The sequence below is a fragment of the Intestinimonas sp. RTP31139st1_F5_RTP31139_211217 genome (genome assembly GCF_040226735.1).
Lineage (GTDB): Bacteria > Bacillota > Clostridia > Oscillospirales > Oscillospiraceae > Intestinimonas > Intestinimonas butyriciproducens.
Map to the genome: position 1 here is coordinate 1 of NZ_JBCOAQ010000019.1, position 16,174 is coordinate 16,174.

Consider the following 16,174-nt stretch of genomic DNA (forward strand, 5'->3'; position numbering starts at 1 on the left):
GCTGCGCCTCCTCCGGGGACTCCATCGCCTCCGGAGCACTCTCCTCAACGGACAGTGCATCTGCCGGAGGCTTCGTCGGCTCCGGCGGATCAGTTGGAGTGGGCGGCGTAGGCGGCTCCGGCGGCTGATCTCCCACCGTGTCGGTGTTGTGGATCAAGCCGGTCAGCCCCATGGACGGCCGCGCGATTACCCGGGTGCTTACCACCCGGCTCACCTTTCCGGCGGCAATCCGCGCGGCATCCACCGCTGCCTTCACCGCGCCCACATCGCCCAGGATCTTGATGGTGGTCCAGCCTCCGCCTTTGGTAAGCTCATAGCCCACCAGCTCCACATTGGCCGACTTCACCGCCGCGTCGGCGGCCTCGATGCCGGCCGCCAGGCCTTGGATCTCTATGAGTCCCAGGCTTTTTTGCTGCATGCTCTCACCTCCTGTCCAGGGCCTTCAGCGGCAGCTTTTTCACAAGCCGCGCCGCATTGGCCCCCAGCGCCCGCACCGTCTCCATACCGGAATCGGCGGGAATACGGAACAGGGGCTGCTCACGCTCCAGCTTGGAGTAGTGGAGAACCAGCGCCTGTCGGTCCAGGCCGATTCCCACCTCCAGCCGGGAGCTCCGGGCGGCCTCCCAGGCCAGGGACAGGGCGTTGCCCGTCCCGGCCGCGGCCTCCCAGGGAATGCCCTCCTCCTCCATGCCGTACTGAAGCTGCCGCAGTACCTCCTGCGGGGCGTCCTCTGCACAGCGGACATGGACGGTGGGCTTGATCCTTTCTTGGATTACGGGCATATCAGCCCCTCCCTTCCGTCAGGGAGAGCACCAGCCCGGTGGCCACCGCGTTGCGGGGGCCTTCGGTGCCGCGGATATTTCCGCGGCCCGCGACAACCTTGTACTGGGAAAGTGCATCGGTCACCATCTGCGGAACCTCGAAGTCCAGCGCGGAGCCGCCCACCAGCACCACGAACTGAATATCCCGGACATTGCCGGTGGGACTGACCCGGGTCAGGGCCCGGATTGCGTTGGTGACGAACACCTTCTGCTTGGCCTGCTGCCGAATGAGCCGGATCTTCTCCATGCTCCAGTCGCCCTCCAGAGGGAGCAGTTTGCCCTCCTTGAGAATGACCACCTTGGCGAACAGGTTGGGATCCAGCGGCTGCTGGAAGAACTCCACGGTGCCGTTTTCGTGGCGGATGTGGAACAGGCTCTCCACCTTGGCCAGGGGGTACTTCTTCACATCCTCCGCCGTGTCGAAGTCGGGCAGTCCCATCTCCGACTGAATCAGAAGTGTGACCATGTTGCCCGCTCCGGCCAGGTGGATGGAGTGGATCTGTCCCTCGGCGTTGATGATGGAGGCGTCTGTCGAGCCGGCGCCCATGTCCAGAATGGCCAGGGGCTTATTGGTGCCCGGGGTAGTGAGGGCGCCGCGGATGGCCATGTCGGCCTCCACGCCGCCCACCTCAACCGGAACCCCGATCTGCTGGGCAAATTCCCGGGCGATGGCCTCCATCTGGAGGCGGTCCGCCTTGACCATGGCGGCGATGCCCACGGCGTTCTCCTGGGAAAACTCGTTGGCCAGGCCGCCCTGAACCTTTTGGGGTGTGAACGTGTCGACCGCCAGCAGATCCTGAATCTTGATGTCCTTGGGGTGCTGGCTGGTCAGATTCGCCATGACCTGGCGCACCTTCTCCAGCATGCCGCCGGCGTTGGTTCCCGGCTCTCCCCGCACATCCTCCAGGCTGGGAATGGACTCCACGGCCTTCATGATCCTGTCGGCCCCGTCGTCCACATCCACCTTGACGCTGCGGTTTTCCCCCAGCAGCTCAATCGTGCCGGCCGGAATTTTCCGCTCCTTCACGTCTCCGGCCGGGGTCTTGATCACCACCGCCGAGCGGTTTCCAATCAAAGCCCGGGCGATGGGCACCACCTGCCGGGTCTCATCGGAGGACAGGCCAAACAGGGTGGCGATGCCGTAGGGGTTGGAGAGCACCTCCACCACGCCGCCCACGGCGGCCACCTCCACGGCGGAACGCATACCGATGGGCACCTTGTCAATCAGCGCCACCTCGTCTACGATCGGGATCTTGCAGGTCAGGCGGTTGTGAATCAGCACGCCGTCATCCCGCTGGACAATGGCTGCGGTGACCTTGCGGTCCCCGGCGGTGGCCCGGTTGATCAGCCGGGCCGCCACCTCAAAGTCCACCGTCCCGGGCACCACTGCAATATAGTCCTGCCCGACCGGCGCCTGTTCCAGCTCCGTGATGAGGACCGTCTCGCCTACGCCCACGCCCATTCCGCCGGGTGTGGCAGGGTTGTGGCCGATCATGGTGGATTCGGTGATGATGGTCTCGGTAATGGTCTCCATGGCCACATCGCCGATGACGGGGGCGGCTTCGTTCAGGCGCACCTCCGACAGCTCCTTGAGCTCCAGCCCGGCCTTCTCCAAAGCGTTGGTCAGGGAGTGAAAGATGCCGTTGATGTTCTGGCGGGTCCCCTTGATGCCCGTGGTGGGGACGGTTCCGCTGGCCAGAAAGACCGCATGACCGCCCTCGAGCCGGGCCAATGCTGTCTCTGTTGTCGCGTTTCCGATGTCAATGCCTGCGACCAGTTTCATTCTGGGGCCTCCTGACTCTGAAGTATGATTAGAACTTCTTCAGGCGGCCGCGCTTCTCATAAACCTCGGCAGCCTCCCGCACCAGGGAAGCGGCGGTCTTGGCGCCGTACTTGCCGTCCAGCTCGCCGGCGATGTCCAGCAGCTCCTGCTTGGTGGAGCGGTAGGGACGCAGGGCGTTGTAGATCTCCAGCAGGCGGTCGTCGGGCACGGCGATGAGCTCGGCTGCGCGGCGCAGATTGCCGGCAAAGGCCTCGCGGTGGACGGACTCGGCCACCTGGGCCTGCATCTCCAGGGTCTCGGGCGCGATGCGCATGTCGTCGGCGGAGAGCTCGCCGTTAATGACCTTCTCATAGCTCAGAGAGGTGAAGTCCTTGCCGGTGGGGGTCTTGATCTGGTCGGCCATGCTCTCGGCCAGAGGATAATTGGCCGCGGTGACCTTGGAGCCGCAGCTGGAAGCGGCGGCGGGCGCGGAAGCGGGAGTGCCGTTCTTCATGGCGGCCATAACCTGCTCCACGATCTGCTTCATCAAAAGTTCCTGATCCATAAAACGTGCTGCCTCCTTTACTGGAACGAGACCGTAACGGCCTGCGGCTTCTTGTTGTTGTCCACCAGCTCAGTCTCCTTGATGTGGAGCAGGGCGGACAGCGCCTGATAGGTGGGGCGGGCCATCTGGTCGTTCTTGGTGGGAACCGGCGTGGGGGACTCGCCCTTGGCGTACTTGGCGGCGTTCTTGCCGATCTTGCGGTAGGTGTCCAGGTCGATCAGAGGCGCCTGGGAGAACAGCTCCAGATTGGACAGGTTGGGCAGATCCTTCTGGTGGATGACCGTGGTGCCCTTGGACTGGATGCCGATACCGATGCCAGAGCCGGAGTACTCGGCGGCCACATGGGCGATGAAGGAAACGTCGGAGGTGTGGTACACCTTGATGATGCGCCACTTCAGGCCCTCCTCCTCGATGCCGGCGATGATCTCGCGGAGCACCTTGTCGTGGGGCAGGTCGATAATGGTCTTAACCTGCTTGGTGCCGAAGGCGGGTGCCAGGCCGATGACCACCTCGTCGGCGGCGGTGCCCTTCCGGGCCTCGCCATTCTCGGTGATGGTCAGCTTGCCCGCGGCCACGGTGACAGGCGCCGCAGCGGGGGCGGCGGTGCCGCTCACCTCGCCCATCTCCTTCAGGACCTCTTCAATTACACTGCGCAGAGTGTTTTCATCAAACGTCATGACTGCTTCACCCCTCTTAGATATCTTCCGGACGGATGGCGTTGGGAATGTTCTTCAGCTGGTTCCAGCGCTCCTCGCTGATCTGATAGCCGGTCATGGGCCCGTGATACTCGTTGGGCACATTGACGGCGGAGAGCACGTGGAACTGCTCGTCGAAGATGGAGGCGGTGTGCAGATAGTCGCCGGCCACCTTCTGGCGGAGCATGTTGTAGATGTTGTGGGCCACATCGGGGAAGCCGGCGCGGTCCAGAGCCTTCACGAAGTCAACGCCGGTCACCTTGCGGGCCATCATGTCCTCGATGGCCTTCAGATCCTCGTTGACGTTGCGCTCGGGCATGTCGTTGGAGCCGTTTGCATAGGTGGCGGCCTCCACCTCGGCGTCGGTGATCTCAGGCAGGCCCAGCTCACGAAACATACCCTGCAGGGCGCGGGCGGCCTTGTTGCGGGCCTTGAGCACGTCCTCCTCCCGGACAGGCTGCAGGCCGCCGTCGATCTTCATGTCGCGCTGGATGATGGTCCAGTCGTCGTAGTCCTCGGCGTCCCAGTTGGAGCCGGCGAACATGTTGTCGTAGTTCGGGGTGGCGGAGTAGCCGGAGCAGATGTAGTCGGTGCCGGAGAAGAGCTGGGGCACCGTGCGGGCCACGCGGCGCAGGTCGGAGTGAGTGAAGGTCTGGTCGTTGGAGGTGGTGGACTCCAGATCCAGCAGCATGGCGATCAGGTTCTCAGCGGCCACGGCGCGGATGCCGCCGGGCACGCCGGCGGGCACGCCGATGCAGGACACGGAGCCGTTCTGAGTGCCCTGCACGCCGGCGCCCTTGGTGACGGCCAGGCAGCGGGCCTCCAGGTACAGCATGCTCTTGCCCTCGGCATAGCCCATCTGGACCTCGGAGCCGGTTCCGGAGGTAAAGCGCATCTTCAGGCCGCGGCTGGCGTAGCAGCTGGCCAGGAACGCCTTGGAGTAGGGGGTGTCGTCGCCGTCCATGAAGACGGGCTCGGTGCCGTAGACGGAGATGGTTTCAGCGTAGGTGGTGAAGCCGCGCATGCCGAGCTGCAGCTCGGTGGCCTCCTCCAGGGCGCACTGGGTCATGACGCCGGGACGGCCCACCTGGGCGCCTACGAACAGGGCTATGGCGTTAAAGGGGGCGTAACGGGCGACGGCCACGGTGGTCTCCATCTCGGCGAAGCCGCGGACGCCGGCCTCGGCGGCATCCGCCGCGATCTGAACCGGGTTGTCGCGCACGTTGGTGACGTGGCACTGGTTGGCGGGCATCATGCGGGCGCGCATCTTGGTCATGCCCATCATGATCTCCACGATGTTCAGCTTGCCCACGACCTCGGTCAGCTTGGCGGGGGTCAGGGACAGGGTGATGTCCAGGATCTCCTCACGGGAGACATTGATGTCCACGATCTTGCGGGCGATCTCCAGGGAGTTCATGGCCATGGCCTTCTCCGCGTTGCCCAGGCGGATGGCGTGGTCGGCGATGAAGGTGTCGAGCATATCGAAATCGGCGCGGCACTTGCCGTCCATCTCGATGACTACTCCATGTTCAATCTTGATGCTGGGCTTGGGATCGAAGGGGCTGTTCATGGCGATCAGGCCCACCTCAGGCCACTCCTGCACGTAGCCGTCCTGATTGACCGGACGGGCGGCCAGAACTTCAAAACGTTTTGACTTCATAGCTGTCTGACTCCTTCCCGGCAATTACAGAATATAGGGGGTGGTGGTGGACTTGAGCTCCACGCTGGGCTCCAGGGTCTTCAGCACCTGCATGCCCACATCACGGGCGGCGATGATGGCCTGCTTGACGGCACCGGAGTCGCCGGTGAAGGTCAGGATGACCTCGTTGGAGAAGCTGGTGCCGCCGTTGGCAGGGGAGCTGTAGCCCACCACGTCCACGGTGGCGGCCTTCACGGCGGTATCGGCCAGCAGCACGCCGATGGCGGCGGGAGCGCCGACGGTGATGCCGAAGGCCTTGCCGATGGGAGCACCGAAGGCCTTGTTCAGGGCGTGGCTGGCGCGGGCGGTGTACTGGAACTCCAGGTGGCCAGCGGGGCTGCCGTAGACGTCGCCCATGGTGCGGTCCACCTCGCGCAGACAGACCTCAACGGCGCGGCGGGCATCGGACACGTCCTCGGCGCCGAAGATGATCAGGGAGCCGTGGCCGGCGCCGCCCTCGGTATCACGGGGCAGCTCGATCTTCACGATCTCGCAGTTGGTGGCCTTCACCGCCTCGTCGGCGGCAAAGATCTGGGGACCGGCGCCGGTACGGTCACCAATGATGCCGATGGAGCGGTACTTGGGGTCGATGTCCATCTTCTCGTGGATCTGATGGTCCACGTTGGCGATCACCAGGCCGATGGTGTGGCCGATGGCGGTGCCCACAAACTCCGTTAGGTTGCAGGCTGCGCTGCCATTGCCGCAGCACGCGGCGGCGGGGGCGGAAGTCGCGTCGGACGCGCCCATCTTCTTCATGACCTCGTCCATGACCTTGCTGATCAGTTCGTCTTTCATCTATGTTCCCTCCGAACATTAATTTAAGTTTCCGTTATGTCGGTTACGCCATATGGGGAAGGATCTTCTCAACGTCGGTGTGGGGTCTGGGGATGACGTGCTGGGCCACGACCTCGCCCACCTTCTCGGCGGAGCAGGCTCCGGCGTCCACGGCCGCCTTGACGGCGCCGACGTCGCCGCGCACCATCACGGTAACCAAGCCGGAACCGATCTTCTCGTAGCCAACCAGACTGACATTGGCGGACTTGACCATGGCATCGGCGGCCTCAATGGCGCCAACCAGGCCCTTCGTCTCTACCATTCCGAGGGCTTCCTGTTGCATATTACTACCTCCTTATTGTGGTCCGCGGCGCGCCTGAAACAGCATTCGCACGCTTTCTGTCGAAATTATACCGGAAACCTTTCCCTGTTTTCTTGGCTACCATATATACTTTTTTGTCGGAAGTCCCCCACCTGTTCGGAGCCTGTTTGTTTTACTTTTCCTATAAACAACGCAAAAAAGCACCCTTCGGGTGCTTTTTTGAAAACATAGGGGCGCCGCTTCCCGCTCCGGGATTATCCCCCCATAACCTTGTTCAAAAGGGCCTCCACATGCTCCGCCGCAACCGGTCTGGGATTGGTCGCGGTGGTGGCATCCGCCAGGGCAGCGGAAACAATCTCCCCGCGCAGCTCCTTCACCTTGGAGGACTCTGCTCCCCACTCCTTCAGGGAGGCCGGGATCTTTAGGGTGCGGTTCAGGCGCTCCACCTCCCGCAGAAGATTGGTCACGCCCAGCCGCACACTGGGGGCCGGCAGGTCCAAAACCTTTGCCATGCGCTGATACTTTTTTGCCGCCAGGGCGTACTCGCCGTTCCGAATCCGGCCCAAGTCGGCGTTAAATGTAATGATATGCGGTAGCAACATGGCATTGATACGGCCATGGGCGATGTGGAGCTTGGCGCCGATGGCGTGGGCCATGCCGTGGTTCAGCCCCAGCCCCGCCGAGTTGAACGCCAGGCCCGCCATGCAGGAGGCGTTGTGCATCTTTTCCCGGGCCAGCAGATTCGTGCCGTCCTGAAAGGCCAGCGGCAGGAAGCGAAACACCAGAGAAACCGCCTTCTCACACAGCGCGTCGGAGAAATCGTTGGCTCCCTTGGAGACATATGCCTCCAGTGCGTGGGTCAACACGTCCATACCTGCGTCGGCCGTTACCGAGGCCGGGGCGGAAACTGTAAGCTCCGGGTCCAAAATGGCGACCGGCGGGCGCAGCGCCTGGCTGTCCAGAGGATACTTGATCCCCTTCGCCCGGTCGGTGATCACGGCGTAGTCCGTGACCTCCGAGCCGGTGCCGCTGGTGGTGGGCACGGCAAAGCACTCCCACCGGTCCGTGTCGATGTGCAGAGTCTGCTTCGCAACCGCCCGGATGGCCTTGGCCGCGTCAATGGTGGAGCCGCCGCCCACGGCGATCATTACCTCCGCGCCGCAGTCCTGAAGGGCCTGGACGCCAGCCGCCACCACCTCGATGGGGGGATCCGGCACCACGCCGTCAAATACAGACACCTGGCACCGGGTCAGGTGCCCCGCCACCTTATCCGGCACACCGATGCCCGCCATAAAACGGTCGGTCACAATCATAACTTTTTTGTCCTGCACCCGGCGCAGGCGTTCCAGCGCGCCCTCACCAAAAAAGATTCTGGTGCTGAAGCTGAATTCCTCCATGTTTCTCCACCCTTTCCGGCGTTGCAAAGCGTCTGCGCGGCCGGTATCAGCCCGCCCCCTGCTGCCTGAACAGCTCCGAATGGGCCGTCCGGTACTCGCTGGGCGTCACGCCCACCTTTTTCTTGAACGCCTTGCTGAAATAATTTGTCTCGTTATAGGACAGCTCATAGGCGATATTGATGACCGGCATTTCCGTGTCCACCAGCATGCGCTTCGCCATTTCAATTCGGCTGTCCGTCACATAAGTAATATAGTTTTTCCCGGTCATCCGCTTAAAGAACTTGCTGAAATAGCACGAGCTCATATTGGCGTACTCCGCCGCCTCATCCAGGCTGACCCCCCGCCGGATATTCCGGTCAATGTAGTTCAGGATCTTCTGCTCGCTGTCTACCTCGTACAGCCCGCTCTTCTCTATAGCGTCAAAGATCGTGTCCAGCATCCGGACAATAAACTCATAGGTTGCATATTTCCGCTCCTGCTGGTCAAAGCGGACCCGAAAGTGCTCCAGACTTCCCGACAGCTTCCACTGGGTGGTCCTGCTGAACGGGATTCCGGCTTTCGCCACTCCCTCCGCAAAGCGGACCACACTCGTGCGGATAACACCCTTATTGTCAGTACTTTGATAGAGCAAATCAAGGTATTCTCTTGCGGCATCGGTGCACTTTTTATACTGGAATCTCTGCAGGTGCTCCGTCAGGCGCCTCAGGTAAATCTCCTGCTGGTCGGCGACACACCCGACACTGCGCTCCTTACGCACCAAGGCGCGTACCGCGGCCAACAGCCACGTGGGCCGGTACGGCTTGAGCAGATAATCCCGGACGCCGAGGCGCCAGACATACCCTGCGATTTCCTCCTGCGTCCCCACCGATGTAACCAGGATCGGGGTGTCCGGGGCAGTCTTTCGCGCCGTGGTAATCAGATTGCAGTGGGCCACGTCAAACCGTTCAACATCCACAATGAAGAGATCCACCGCTCCGCTCTGAAGCTGCTGGATGGCCTGCTCCGCCCCGGCTGCGAGGGTGATTTCCACCTCAGCCCCCAGCCCGGAGCGCAGAATATCCCCTGTAATGCTCTGCTCCAACTCGTTTTCAATCAAAACCAGAATCTGCTTCATGCGGCAGCTCCTTCCCGTTTACAGCACTCTTGAGCCGGCTATCCGTTCCGCTCCAGCGGCAGGTAAAAGCTGACCGCTGCACCGGCCCGCCCGTCTCTCCGCCGGTTGACCATCAGGCGGTATCCCCCTCCCAGCGTCTGCTTCAGCAGGCGGTCCACACCGCCTGTATGAAAGTATCCCTCTTCCGCCGCCCCGGACAGCTCTTCCGTCAGCTCCTCCACCGATCGGCTGGTATCATTGCTGAGAATCTGAAACAACAGCCTGCCGTTCTCCTCCTCCGCATAGAAATCCAGCTTTCTGGGCTCCGCAGTCTCCGTGTCGGCCCCCTCCAGAGCACACTCCACAATGGGCCACAATACCATAAAGGGACAGGATACCTGATGATACTGCTCCGGGACAGAAATAGTATAGGCTAACTTGTCCCGAACCCAAGCCTTCCGTATCCGAAGAAGCGCCCCGATATAGTTCAGCTCTTCCCCCAGGGTGGAAATTTTATGCTCTGCCCCCGCTACGTAACGCATCATGTCTGCAAAATCGTATGAAACCGCCTCTGTTTTGGCCGCCTTCTCCTCATAGGCTAGCTTTGAGATAATGTTCATGACAAAAAAGAAGTAGTGGAGCTCTGTCCTGCGGCGGGCCGTATTGCTCTCCTGCTTCTGCACCTGCTTTTCCAGGTCCAGACGGGCCGCCCGCTCCTCCGAGAGCTGCTTTTCCTTTTCTCTCAGGACTCCATCCGCCCCCTTTCCAGTCCGCCCTTCCACAAATGTCACGATGATGTCGCGCAACAGCTTTACAGATGCCTCCACCTTTTCATAGGTGACGACCTCCAGCTTCTGGTAAGCCTCCTCCCATTCCCTATCCCGTTTCCAATTGGGGCGCTGTGGAAGGATATGCTCCAGCTCCCGCTCACTCTCCTCCTGAAGCCGCACCTGCCCGCCCAGCACCGCTCCCATATAGCTTCCATTGGCAATGAGGGGAACCGCGAAATCCACCAGACCGGCGTGGCAGCGGTAGATGTACGGCTGCCCGGTGATCGCGGCGTAAAGTCCGCCGTGCGCGTCGCATTGCTCACACATCTCTGCAAATCCCTTTGCCTGCCTCCCCAGCATGCAGTGAGATGTGAAGCCGCTGTATTTGGTAATGGGTATGCCTTTGTAATCCACCGCGATAAATGCAAGGCCCATCGCTTTTGAGCAGTTCTCCTGAATGCTTTGCAGCAGGTCCAGATCAATAAAATCGGACAATTTTCTTGCGTCCTCCATGCCCCTCTATCCTCCTTCTCAATTTTCCGTTCCGGCCCATCTCTCGGCGCAGACAAAGGGTTTTGCGTTGCCGGATAACCGGCAACACAAGTGGGTACCCACTTGCGCGTCAGCCATGTTTTTTCTCTATTATAACAAATATAACAAAAAGTCCATTTGAGCAACACCATTTAATCTAAATAATTTTTTTTGAGAAAAAGACACATGGTAAACCCGCCATGTGTCTTAATTTGCTGCGTTTATTCCAGGCAATCCAGGTAAATCTGCGTAACCGCGCCGATGGCCTGAACCGCATCCTCCATCGTATCCCACTGCTCCCGCTCAAGCAGAAGGTACCGGCAGAGCACCAGGCAGAGCTCGTGCGCCTGTATCCGCGCCTCCCCGTCCAGCCGGGCGAACTCCGGGGTCAGGGATGTTGTAATCTGGGGGAAGCAGGGCACCGCCGCAAACCCGAGCACGTCCGGCAGGAACCCACGGGTCAGGTGTTCGCAAAATCCGCCCGATCTCTGATAAATCGGCTTTGCATCCTCTCTCCAGAACTCCGTAAAGTGCTCCACAAAGGAGTGGTAAAGCTCCAGCAGGCTGGAGAGGAGATAGGAGAGAAAGGTACGGCGCGCCTCTTCCGATGGGAACGGCCGGAAACACGCTGTGCAATACTGGGCCAGCAGGCTGGCCGCAAAGTATCCGATATCATAGCAGAGCGGTCCAGCAAAGGTATACTCCATGTCGATAACCTTGAGCCGCTCCTCGTCTGCAAACACGTTGGACGTATGCAGATCCCCATGTATCAGAGCCTCTCCCTGGGTCATAAATTTGTGGCGCAGTTCGTAGCAGCAAACCCTGATGCTATCATCCCGGTCGATAAGCTGTTTGAGCACCGGGTTTCCATTATGGGTGAGGTAGGGTGCATCCCGCAGGAAAACCCAGTTTTCCATGATCGACCGCATATCGCTGTTGCGGAAGCATGCAGAAAGTCTTCGGAATAGGCCTGCCTCCAGATAAAACTCCGAGCAGTAAAAGGTGCTCGCCGCAACAAATTCCCCCACCTGCTCCGCCAGTCCGAGAAGCATGACTCCCGAGCAGAGCAGCTTCCGAACCTGGGCGAGATCAGACACATCCTCCATCAGAAAAACTGCGTTCTCCCAGTCCACATAATAGGTCTCCGGCGTGTACTGGGGTACAATGGCATGGCGGAGCCGGAGCGTCTCATATTCCTGACGGTTCCGCCATATGGGCAGAACTATTTTGTCATTCTTCCGGCTGGTGGAACGCCCCTGCTTCACGATGACAGACTGCTTTCCGTTGGAAACCCGGAATATATAGTTGATCAGCCCGCCTTCATCCGGTTCCAGAGGCTTCTCCTCTCCTTCCGGTGCGCCTATGCACTGGATATCAACCGGTCCCGATTGGTCAAACACAGGGTAATGGATACGCAGATAGGGTAAAATCTGTCCTTCCTCCAAAATCCACATCTGCGTATCACCCCCATTTATGTGTGCTGTTATCAAAATAGTACCGAACCGGCGCTGCCACAATGGAATATTTCGCCCTGTCACCCTATTTTTCTGCCATAGTATGCATAATTTTTGTCTTCCTATTCCAGCCATGCACGGCTTCTTACTGCTAACTAGCACTCTCCAGTACAAGCATAATTGCCGACTCCAGGACTCGACTCCGGTGATCAGGGCCATTATGAGTATGCTCTCCAGCAGTTCCCAGCCTGACCGCTTTAAAAATCCAAGTGTGGGAAATGCAAAAAGATACCCGCCGGAATCTATGGACTCCGGCGGGCTCCAGGAAAAACTCCAATCTAAATATTTTTATTAGGACAAACCTATCCTTCTGATTAACGATACTTTTTTGCTGTACGAGCGTTTTGGCATAGGAAAAACCTTAATACCAGCAATATAACGGCGTTCAGATTTTCTTTGATTGCCCTTTACATTTGCAATATCGGTCAGGCTGGTATAGTCGTCCCGCTCCATTTTCCATTGGATACTGACTTTTGTATCACAGACAATCAGTTCATCGACCTCGGTTCAACTTGGGGCTGTTGACAAAGTGCCTGATCATTTATTACGAGCGGAAGAATGGCAATAAAAAAGACGCCCATCGGCGTCATCCCATACATCTGATCATCCTTTTTAAGTTCAAAGCGGTTGCCGAGAGGAGGCAGTGGTCCTCCGCTGCCTCTAAACCCCGCCGCAAGACGCGTGTTAAGTTATGTCCCCACTTCTGAGCGGCAAACGTGCCCTCGCACCAGACCTGCCGCTTGCGCAGCGCATCCAGATAGTCCGGCTCGTTTTGCCGGGTAAGATGCCGACGGACCGTGGGACGGAAGTAGGTGTCCAGCAGCCTTCCCGCACCGCGCTGATCATTTTCGCTCAAACATTTCTCCCGGAAAGGACAGCTCCGGCAGTCTTCGCGGTCCGCCCAATACTCCCAGTACACACCGCTTGCACTGCGGTACAGCCCCCTCACGCGAAGCTCTTTCCCATTGGGGCATTGATAGACATCGTTCTCCGCATCATAAGAAAAGGCATCCCGCTTGAATTCCGCCTTGGTTCTGTCAGCAGAAGGCTGCGGCCTGACATAAAAAGAGATTCCCTGCTCCTCCAGCACACGATGGGCCAGAGGAAAATCGTAAGCGGCGTCCGCTGTGACCGCCTGAATGGGGGGAACATCCCGATGGATCTGCTCCAGATGGTCCAGGTATGGCACGGAATCATGCACATCACCCGGTGTTACTGTCACGCCCAGGATCACACCGTGGTCCGTGTCCAGAGTTTGGTGGCTCAGGTAGTACTGACCCTCCGGTTTCCCCGGCCGCTTCATGTGCCCTGCCTCCGGATCCGTCCGGCTCACCTGCTTGTGACTGCGGCGGCTGTCCCGCTTGATCTGCTTTGTCCGCTTCTTCCGGCGGTGTCCTGTCCGTTTCTCTAGTTCCTGCAGTCCCTCTTCCTCATAGCTGTCCAGCCGTTCCCAGTATGCGCCCGGCTCCGACCGCATCTCCACCAGATACTCCGACGCCCGGGAGGCATTGGCCTTTACATGGGTAGAGTCAGTGGCTGCCAGCCGCCCGCTGACCAGAACTTTCTCGATGCACTCACGCACCACTTCCTCAAACAGCCGGCGGAATACCTTGCGGAAAGAAGGCTTGCGCTTGCGCAGCTGAGAGATGGTACTGTGGTCCGGCACCCGGTCAAACAGATCCAGACCCAGATACCACCGCAGAGCCACATCTGTCTGGATGCGCTGCTCAATCTGCCGCTCCGATGGGATGCCGTACAGGTATCCTACCAGCAGATACTTCACCAGCATCACTGGGTTGATGGGCGGGCGGCCGTTCCCGCGGCTATACAGGCTGGCTGTTTCTTCTTGTACGAAGGACAGATCCAGTGTGGCTTCCAGTTTTCGCAGAAAGTGTCCCTCTGGAACCAAATCTTCTATCGTTACCATGTGCAGCTTCAGTTGCATTCCCATCACCCCACTGCTCTTTTTTCATTATATCATATTTCCGGCGCTGAGTGGGCTTTGTCAACAGCCCCAAAATGACCCAGCGTGGAAAAAGGTGAAAGGGCGGCACCCAGCGCGGGTGCCGCCTTTTTATGTTTCCCCAGCAGACAACGGGGAGAGGTTAGCATTGTGTTTTGATACCGCGAAGGAGGTCGCTATAGCTGACGCTGCCAGCAAGGAAGAATATACATATCAAATCGGAAAAATCACATTCATTGTTACGCCCGCCTATAAGGACGAGAGTGAGCCCATGCGTGACATTCTCTTGAAACTAATGCTGGCCGATTTAGAGCCAGTTTAATTGTTCCATCGACATCCTTAACATGGGCGGTCGGCAGGGGTACAATATACATAGGATAAAACCCTTGCTTGACTGCTTGGGAAGGAGAATATTTTGAAACAGTCAAGTAAATACGCAACCGGCACAGCCGCCCTCTACTGCCGTCTGAGCCGTGACGATAACATGGACAACGAGTCCAACAGCATCCAAAATCTGAAAAAGATCCTGCAAAAGGTAGCCAAGGAAAAAGGCTACGCGGACACCATCTTTTTCGTGGATGATGGAATTACAGGCACGACGATGAAACGCCCCGGTTTTCAGAAAATGATACAGGCAATCGAGGCCGGGTACATTTCGGCAGTGTTTGTCAAAGACCTTTCCCGGTTGGGCCGCAACTACATTGAAGTCGGCAAGCTCACCGAGGAATTTTTCCCGCAGCACGACATTCGGCTGATTGCTGTTTCCGATGGCGTTGACAGCGACGAGGGCGAGGATGATTTCACCCCGTTCCGCAACATTATGAATGAGTGGTACGCCAAAGACATTTCCAAGAAGCGCCGGATCGTCAACAAAATGAAAGGCAATTCCGGCATCCCGCTGTCCCCTCCGCCTTACGGATATATCAAAAACCCGGGCGATCCCCAGTTTTGGGTGATTGACCCGGAGGCCGCCGAGGTAGTACGGCGCATCTACCGTTTGGCTTTGGAGGGCAACGGCCCTATGCAGATTGCAACGGCGCTCTGTGAGGCAGGGATTTTGAACCCCTCGGCCTACCGCACCAGCAAGGGGATCAGTAAGGGCGGCTCCAAAAGTACGCTGGAGCCTACAAAGTGGAACCACACTACCGTCAAAAAAATCCTCACATTGCAGGAATACTGTGGCGACGTGATCAACTTCAAGAGCTATTCCAAGTCCTACAAGGTAAAGCGGCGGATCGAAAACCCGGAGGAAAACCGGGCGATCTTTCTCAATGTCCATGAGCCGATTATTGACCGCATCACATGGGAAAAGGTGCAAAGCCTGCATACCACGCGCCGCAGACGGACTACCGTTACACAGGAGCCCAGCGTGTTCTCCGGCGTGATGAAATGCCCTGAGTGCGGTGGCAATCTAACATTCCACTTCAATCAAAACAATCACGACATTAAGTTTTTCAGCTGCAACAACCACAACTCGGGACTTCGCAAGTGTTCCTCAACCCATTATATCCGGCTGGACTTCTTGGAGCAGGTCGTTCTGTATGAGGTCAAGCGGCTGGCCTGTTTCGCCAATGAGTACGAAAACGACTTTATCAAGGCTATGATGGGCCGCTCCGCAAAGGTCGCGCAAAATGACCGGGCGCGGAAACAGCGGGAACTGGATGCGCTTCTGGCCCGTGACAAGGAGCTGGATATGCTCTTTGAACGGCTGTATGAGGACAACGTGTCCGGCAAGATCGACGATGCCCGGTTTGCGAAAATGGCGAAACGGTATGAGCAGGAGCAGGGCGAGGCTGCCGGGAAAATCAAGGCGCTGCGGCTGGAACTGAAAAAAGCAGACGGCAAGCAAATGGATATGGATTTCTTTCTTGAAACGATCCGGCGCTATACCGACGCCACCACGATCACCAAACGCAGCGTGTCGTGATCTTCTACAACTGCATCGGCGCTTTTGAAGTGCCGGATCGCCGGAAGATTCCAGAGCAGGACATTCTGCTGGAAACGAGAAAAGGCGTAGCATTAAGCTACGCCCCCGCACAGATTGCCATATAGAATTGAGCATAAAAAATGCGGAGTATCATCAAAAGAACTTTTCAGATCCTTTAATGATACTCCGTATGGTCGGAGTGGCGGGATTCGAACCCGCGGCCTCTTGGTCCCGAACCAAGCGCGATACCAAGCTTCGCCACACCCCGAAAGAATGTTACCGATATATTATAGTAACTTCTTCTCAAATTGTCAAGACTGTTCCCAATTTATGCTCTGCGA

The 16,174-nt window shown here is 58.6% G+C and carries 14 protein-coding genes and 1 tRNA gene; 1 reads left to right on the plus strand and 14 read right to left on the minus strand.

Annotated elements, in window-relative coordinates; genetic code table 11:
• From ABUA09_RS11700 to ABUA09_RS11760, 13 genes are all read right to left on the minus strand, one after another.
• The coding region (locus ABUA09_RS11700; RefSeq protein ID WP_349949375.1) for a BMC domain-containing protein at positions 1-418 on the minus strand (418 nt) is incomplete at its 3' end.
• 4 nt (positions 419-422) lie between these two features.
• Positions 423-782 (minus strand): glycerol dehydratase reactivase beta/small subunit family protein, encoded by a 360-nt coding sequence (locus tag ABUA09_RS11705; protein WP_033116454.1) that lies wholly within the window; start codon positions 780-782, stop codon positions 423-425.
• Between the two features lies 1 nt (position 783).
• Positions 784-2,604 (minus strand): diol dehydratase reactivase subunit alpha, encoded by a 1,821-nt coding sequence (locus ABUA09_RS11710; protein WP_033116453.1) that lies wholly within the window; start codon positions 2,602-2,604, stop codon positions 784-786.
• A gap of 28 nt (positions 2,605-2,632) precedes the next feature.
• Positions 2,633-3,148, minus strand: a complete 516-nt coding sequence (locus ABUA09_RS11715; protein WP_007494465.1) for a diol dehydratase small subunit — start codon at positions 3,146-3,148, stop codon at positions 2,633-2,635.
• Between the two features lie 17 nt (positions 3,149-3,165).
• The gene (locus tag ABUA09_RS11720) at positions 3,166-3,825 is read right to left on the minus strand and encodes a propanediol/glycerol family dehydratase medium subunit (RefSeq protein ID WP_033116452.1); all 660 of its coding nucleotides are present in this window, start codon (positions 3,823-3,825) and stop codon (positions 3,166-3,168) included.
• Positions 3,826-3,841: 16 nt separating this feature from the next.
• Positions 3,842-5,503: a propanediol/glycerol family dehydratase large subunit gene (locus ABUA09_RS11725; protein WP_288293501.1), complete on the minus strand. Its 1,662-nt coding sequence runs from the start codon at positions 5,501-5,503 to the stop codon at positions 3,842-3,844.
• Positions 5,504-5,527: 24 nt separating this feature from the next.
• Positions 5,528-6,337 (minus strand): propanediol utilization microcompartment protein PduB, encoded by an 810-nt coding sequence (gene pduB, locus ABUA09_RS11730; protein ID WP_033116450.1) that lies wholly within the window; start codon positions 6,335-6,337, stop codon positions 5,528-5,530.
• Positions 6,338-6,380: 43 nt separating this feature from the next.
• Positions 6,381-6,659 carry a propanediol utilization microcompartment protein PduA gene (pduA, locus tag ABUA09_RS11735; RefSeq protein ID WP_009256646.1) on the minus strand — a complete coding sequence of 93 codons (279 nt, stop codon included), beginning with the start codon at positions 6,657-6,659 and terminating at the stop codon, positions 6,381-6,383.
• A gap of 233 nt (positions 6,660-6,892) precedes the next feature.
• The gene (locus tag ABUA09_RS11740; protein ID WP_349949376.1) at positions 6,893-8,035 is read right to left on the minus strand and encodes a 1-propanol dehydrogenase PduQ; all 1,143 of its coding nucleotides are present in this window, start codon (positions 8,033-8,035) and stop codon (positions 6,893-6,895) included.
• A 46-nt stretch (positions 8,036-8,081) separates the two neighbouring features.
• Positions 8,082-9,149, minus strand: a complete 1,068-nt coding sequence (locus ABUA09_RS11745; RefSeq protein WP_195608565.1) for a response regulator transcription factor — start codon at positions 9,147-9,149, stop codon at positions 8,082-8,084.
• Between the two features lie 38 nt (positions 9,150-9,187).
• Positions 9,188-10,411 (minus strand): PocR ligand-binding domain-containing protein, encoded by a 1,224-nt coding sequence (locus ABUA09_RS11750; protein ID WP_033116447.1) that lies wholly within the window; start codon positions 10,409-10,411, stop codon positions 9,188-9,190.
• 239 nt (positions 10,412-10,650) lie between these two features.
• The gene (locus ABUA09_RS11755) at positions 10,651-11,883 is read right to left on the minus strand and encodes a phosphotransferase (protein ID WP_058117937.1); all 1,233 of its coding nucleotides are present in this window, start codon (positions 11,881-11,883) and stop codon (positions 10,651-10,653) included.
• 646 nt (positions 11,884-12,529) lie between these two features.
• Positions 12,530-13,888: an IS1182 family transposase gene (locus ABUA09_RS11760; RefSeq protein WP_349949377.1), complete on the minus strand. Its 1,359-nt coding sequence runs from the start codon at positions 13,886-13,888 to the stop codon at positions 12,530-12,532.
• Positions 13,889-14,321: 433 nt separating this feature from the next.
• On the opposite strand from ABUA09_RS11760, the gene ABUA09_RS11765 reads away from it, so the two are divergent.
• Entirely contained in the window at positions 14,322-15,833 is a 1,512-nt protein-coding gene (locus ABUA09_RS11765) for a recombinase family protein (RefSeq protein WP_242857325.1), read from the plus strand.
• Between the two features lie 191 nt (positions 15,834-16,024).
• On the opposite strand, the gene ABUA09_RS11770 is transcribed toward ABUA09_RS11765, so the two are convergent.
• Positions 16,025-16,101 (minus strand) — tRNA-Pro (locus ABUA09_RS11770).
• Between the last annotated feature and the right edge of the window lie 73 nt (positions 16,102-16,174).

What these genes read in the sequence shown, in the direction of transcription:
- ABUA09_RS11715 (WP_007494465.1), bottom strand. Translation starts at nt 3,148, where the DNA reads ATGGATCAGGAACTTTTGATGAAGCAGATCGTGGAGCAGGTTATGGCC.
- ABUA09_RS11740 (WP_349949376.1), bottom strand. Translation starts at nt 8,035, where the DNA reads ATGGAGGAATTCAGCTTCAGCACCAGAATCTTTTTTGGTGAGGGCGCG.
- ABUA09_RS11760 (WP_349949377.1), bottom strand. Translation starts at nt 13,888, where the DNA reads ATGCAACTGAAGCTGCACATGGTAACGATAGAAGATTTGGTTCCAGAG.
- pduB (WP_033116450.1), bottom strand. Translation starts at nt 6,337, where the DNA reads ATGAAAGACGAACTGATCAGCAAGGTCATGGACGAGGTCATGAAGAAG.
- ABUA09_RS11710 (WP_033116453.1), bottom strand. Translation starts at nt 2,604, where the DNA reads ATGAAACTGGTCGCAGGCATTGACATCGGAAACGCGACAACAGAGACA.
- ABUA09_RS11745 (WP_195608565.1), bottom strand. Translation starts at nt 9,149, where the DNA reads ATGAAGCAGATTCTGGTTTTGATTGAAAACGAGTTGGAGCAGAGCATT.
- ABUA09_RS11755 (WP_058117937.1), bottom strand. Translation starts at nt 11,883, where the DNA reads ATGTGGATTTTGGAGGAAGGACAGATTTTACCCTATCTGCGTATCCAT.
- ABUA09_RS11725 (WP_288293501.1), bottom strand. Translation starts at nt 5,503, where the DNA reads ATGAAGTCAAAACGTTTTGAAGTTCTGGCCGCCCGTCCGGTCAATCAG.
- ABUA09_RS11705 (WP_033116454.1), bottom strand. Translation starts at nt 782, where the DNA reads ATGCCCGTAATCCAAGAAAGGATCAAGCCCACCGTCCATGTCCGCTGT.
- ABUA09_RS11750 (WP_033116447.1), bottom strand. Translation starts at nt 10,411, where the DNA reads ATGGAGGACGCAAGAAAATTGTCCGATTTTATTGATCTGGACCTGCTG.
- ABUA09_RS11720 (WP_033116452.1), bottom strand. Translation starts at nt 3,825, where the DNA reads ATGACGTTTGATGAAAACACTCTGCGCAGTGTAATTGAAGAGGTCCTG.
- pduA (WP_009256646.1), bottom strand. Translation starts at nt 6,659, where the DNA reads ATGCAACAGGAAGCCCTCGGAATGGTAGAGACGAAGGGCCTGGTTGGC.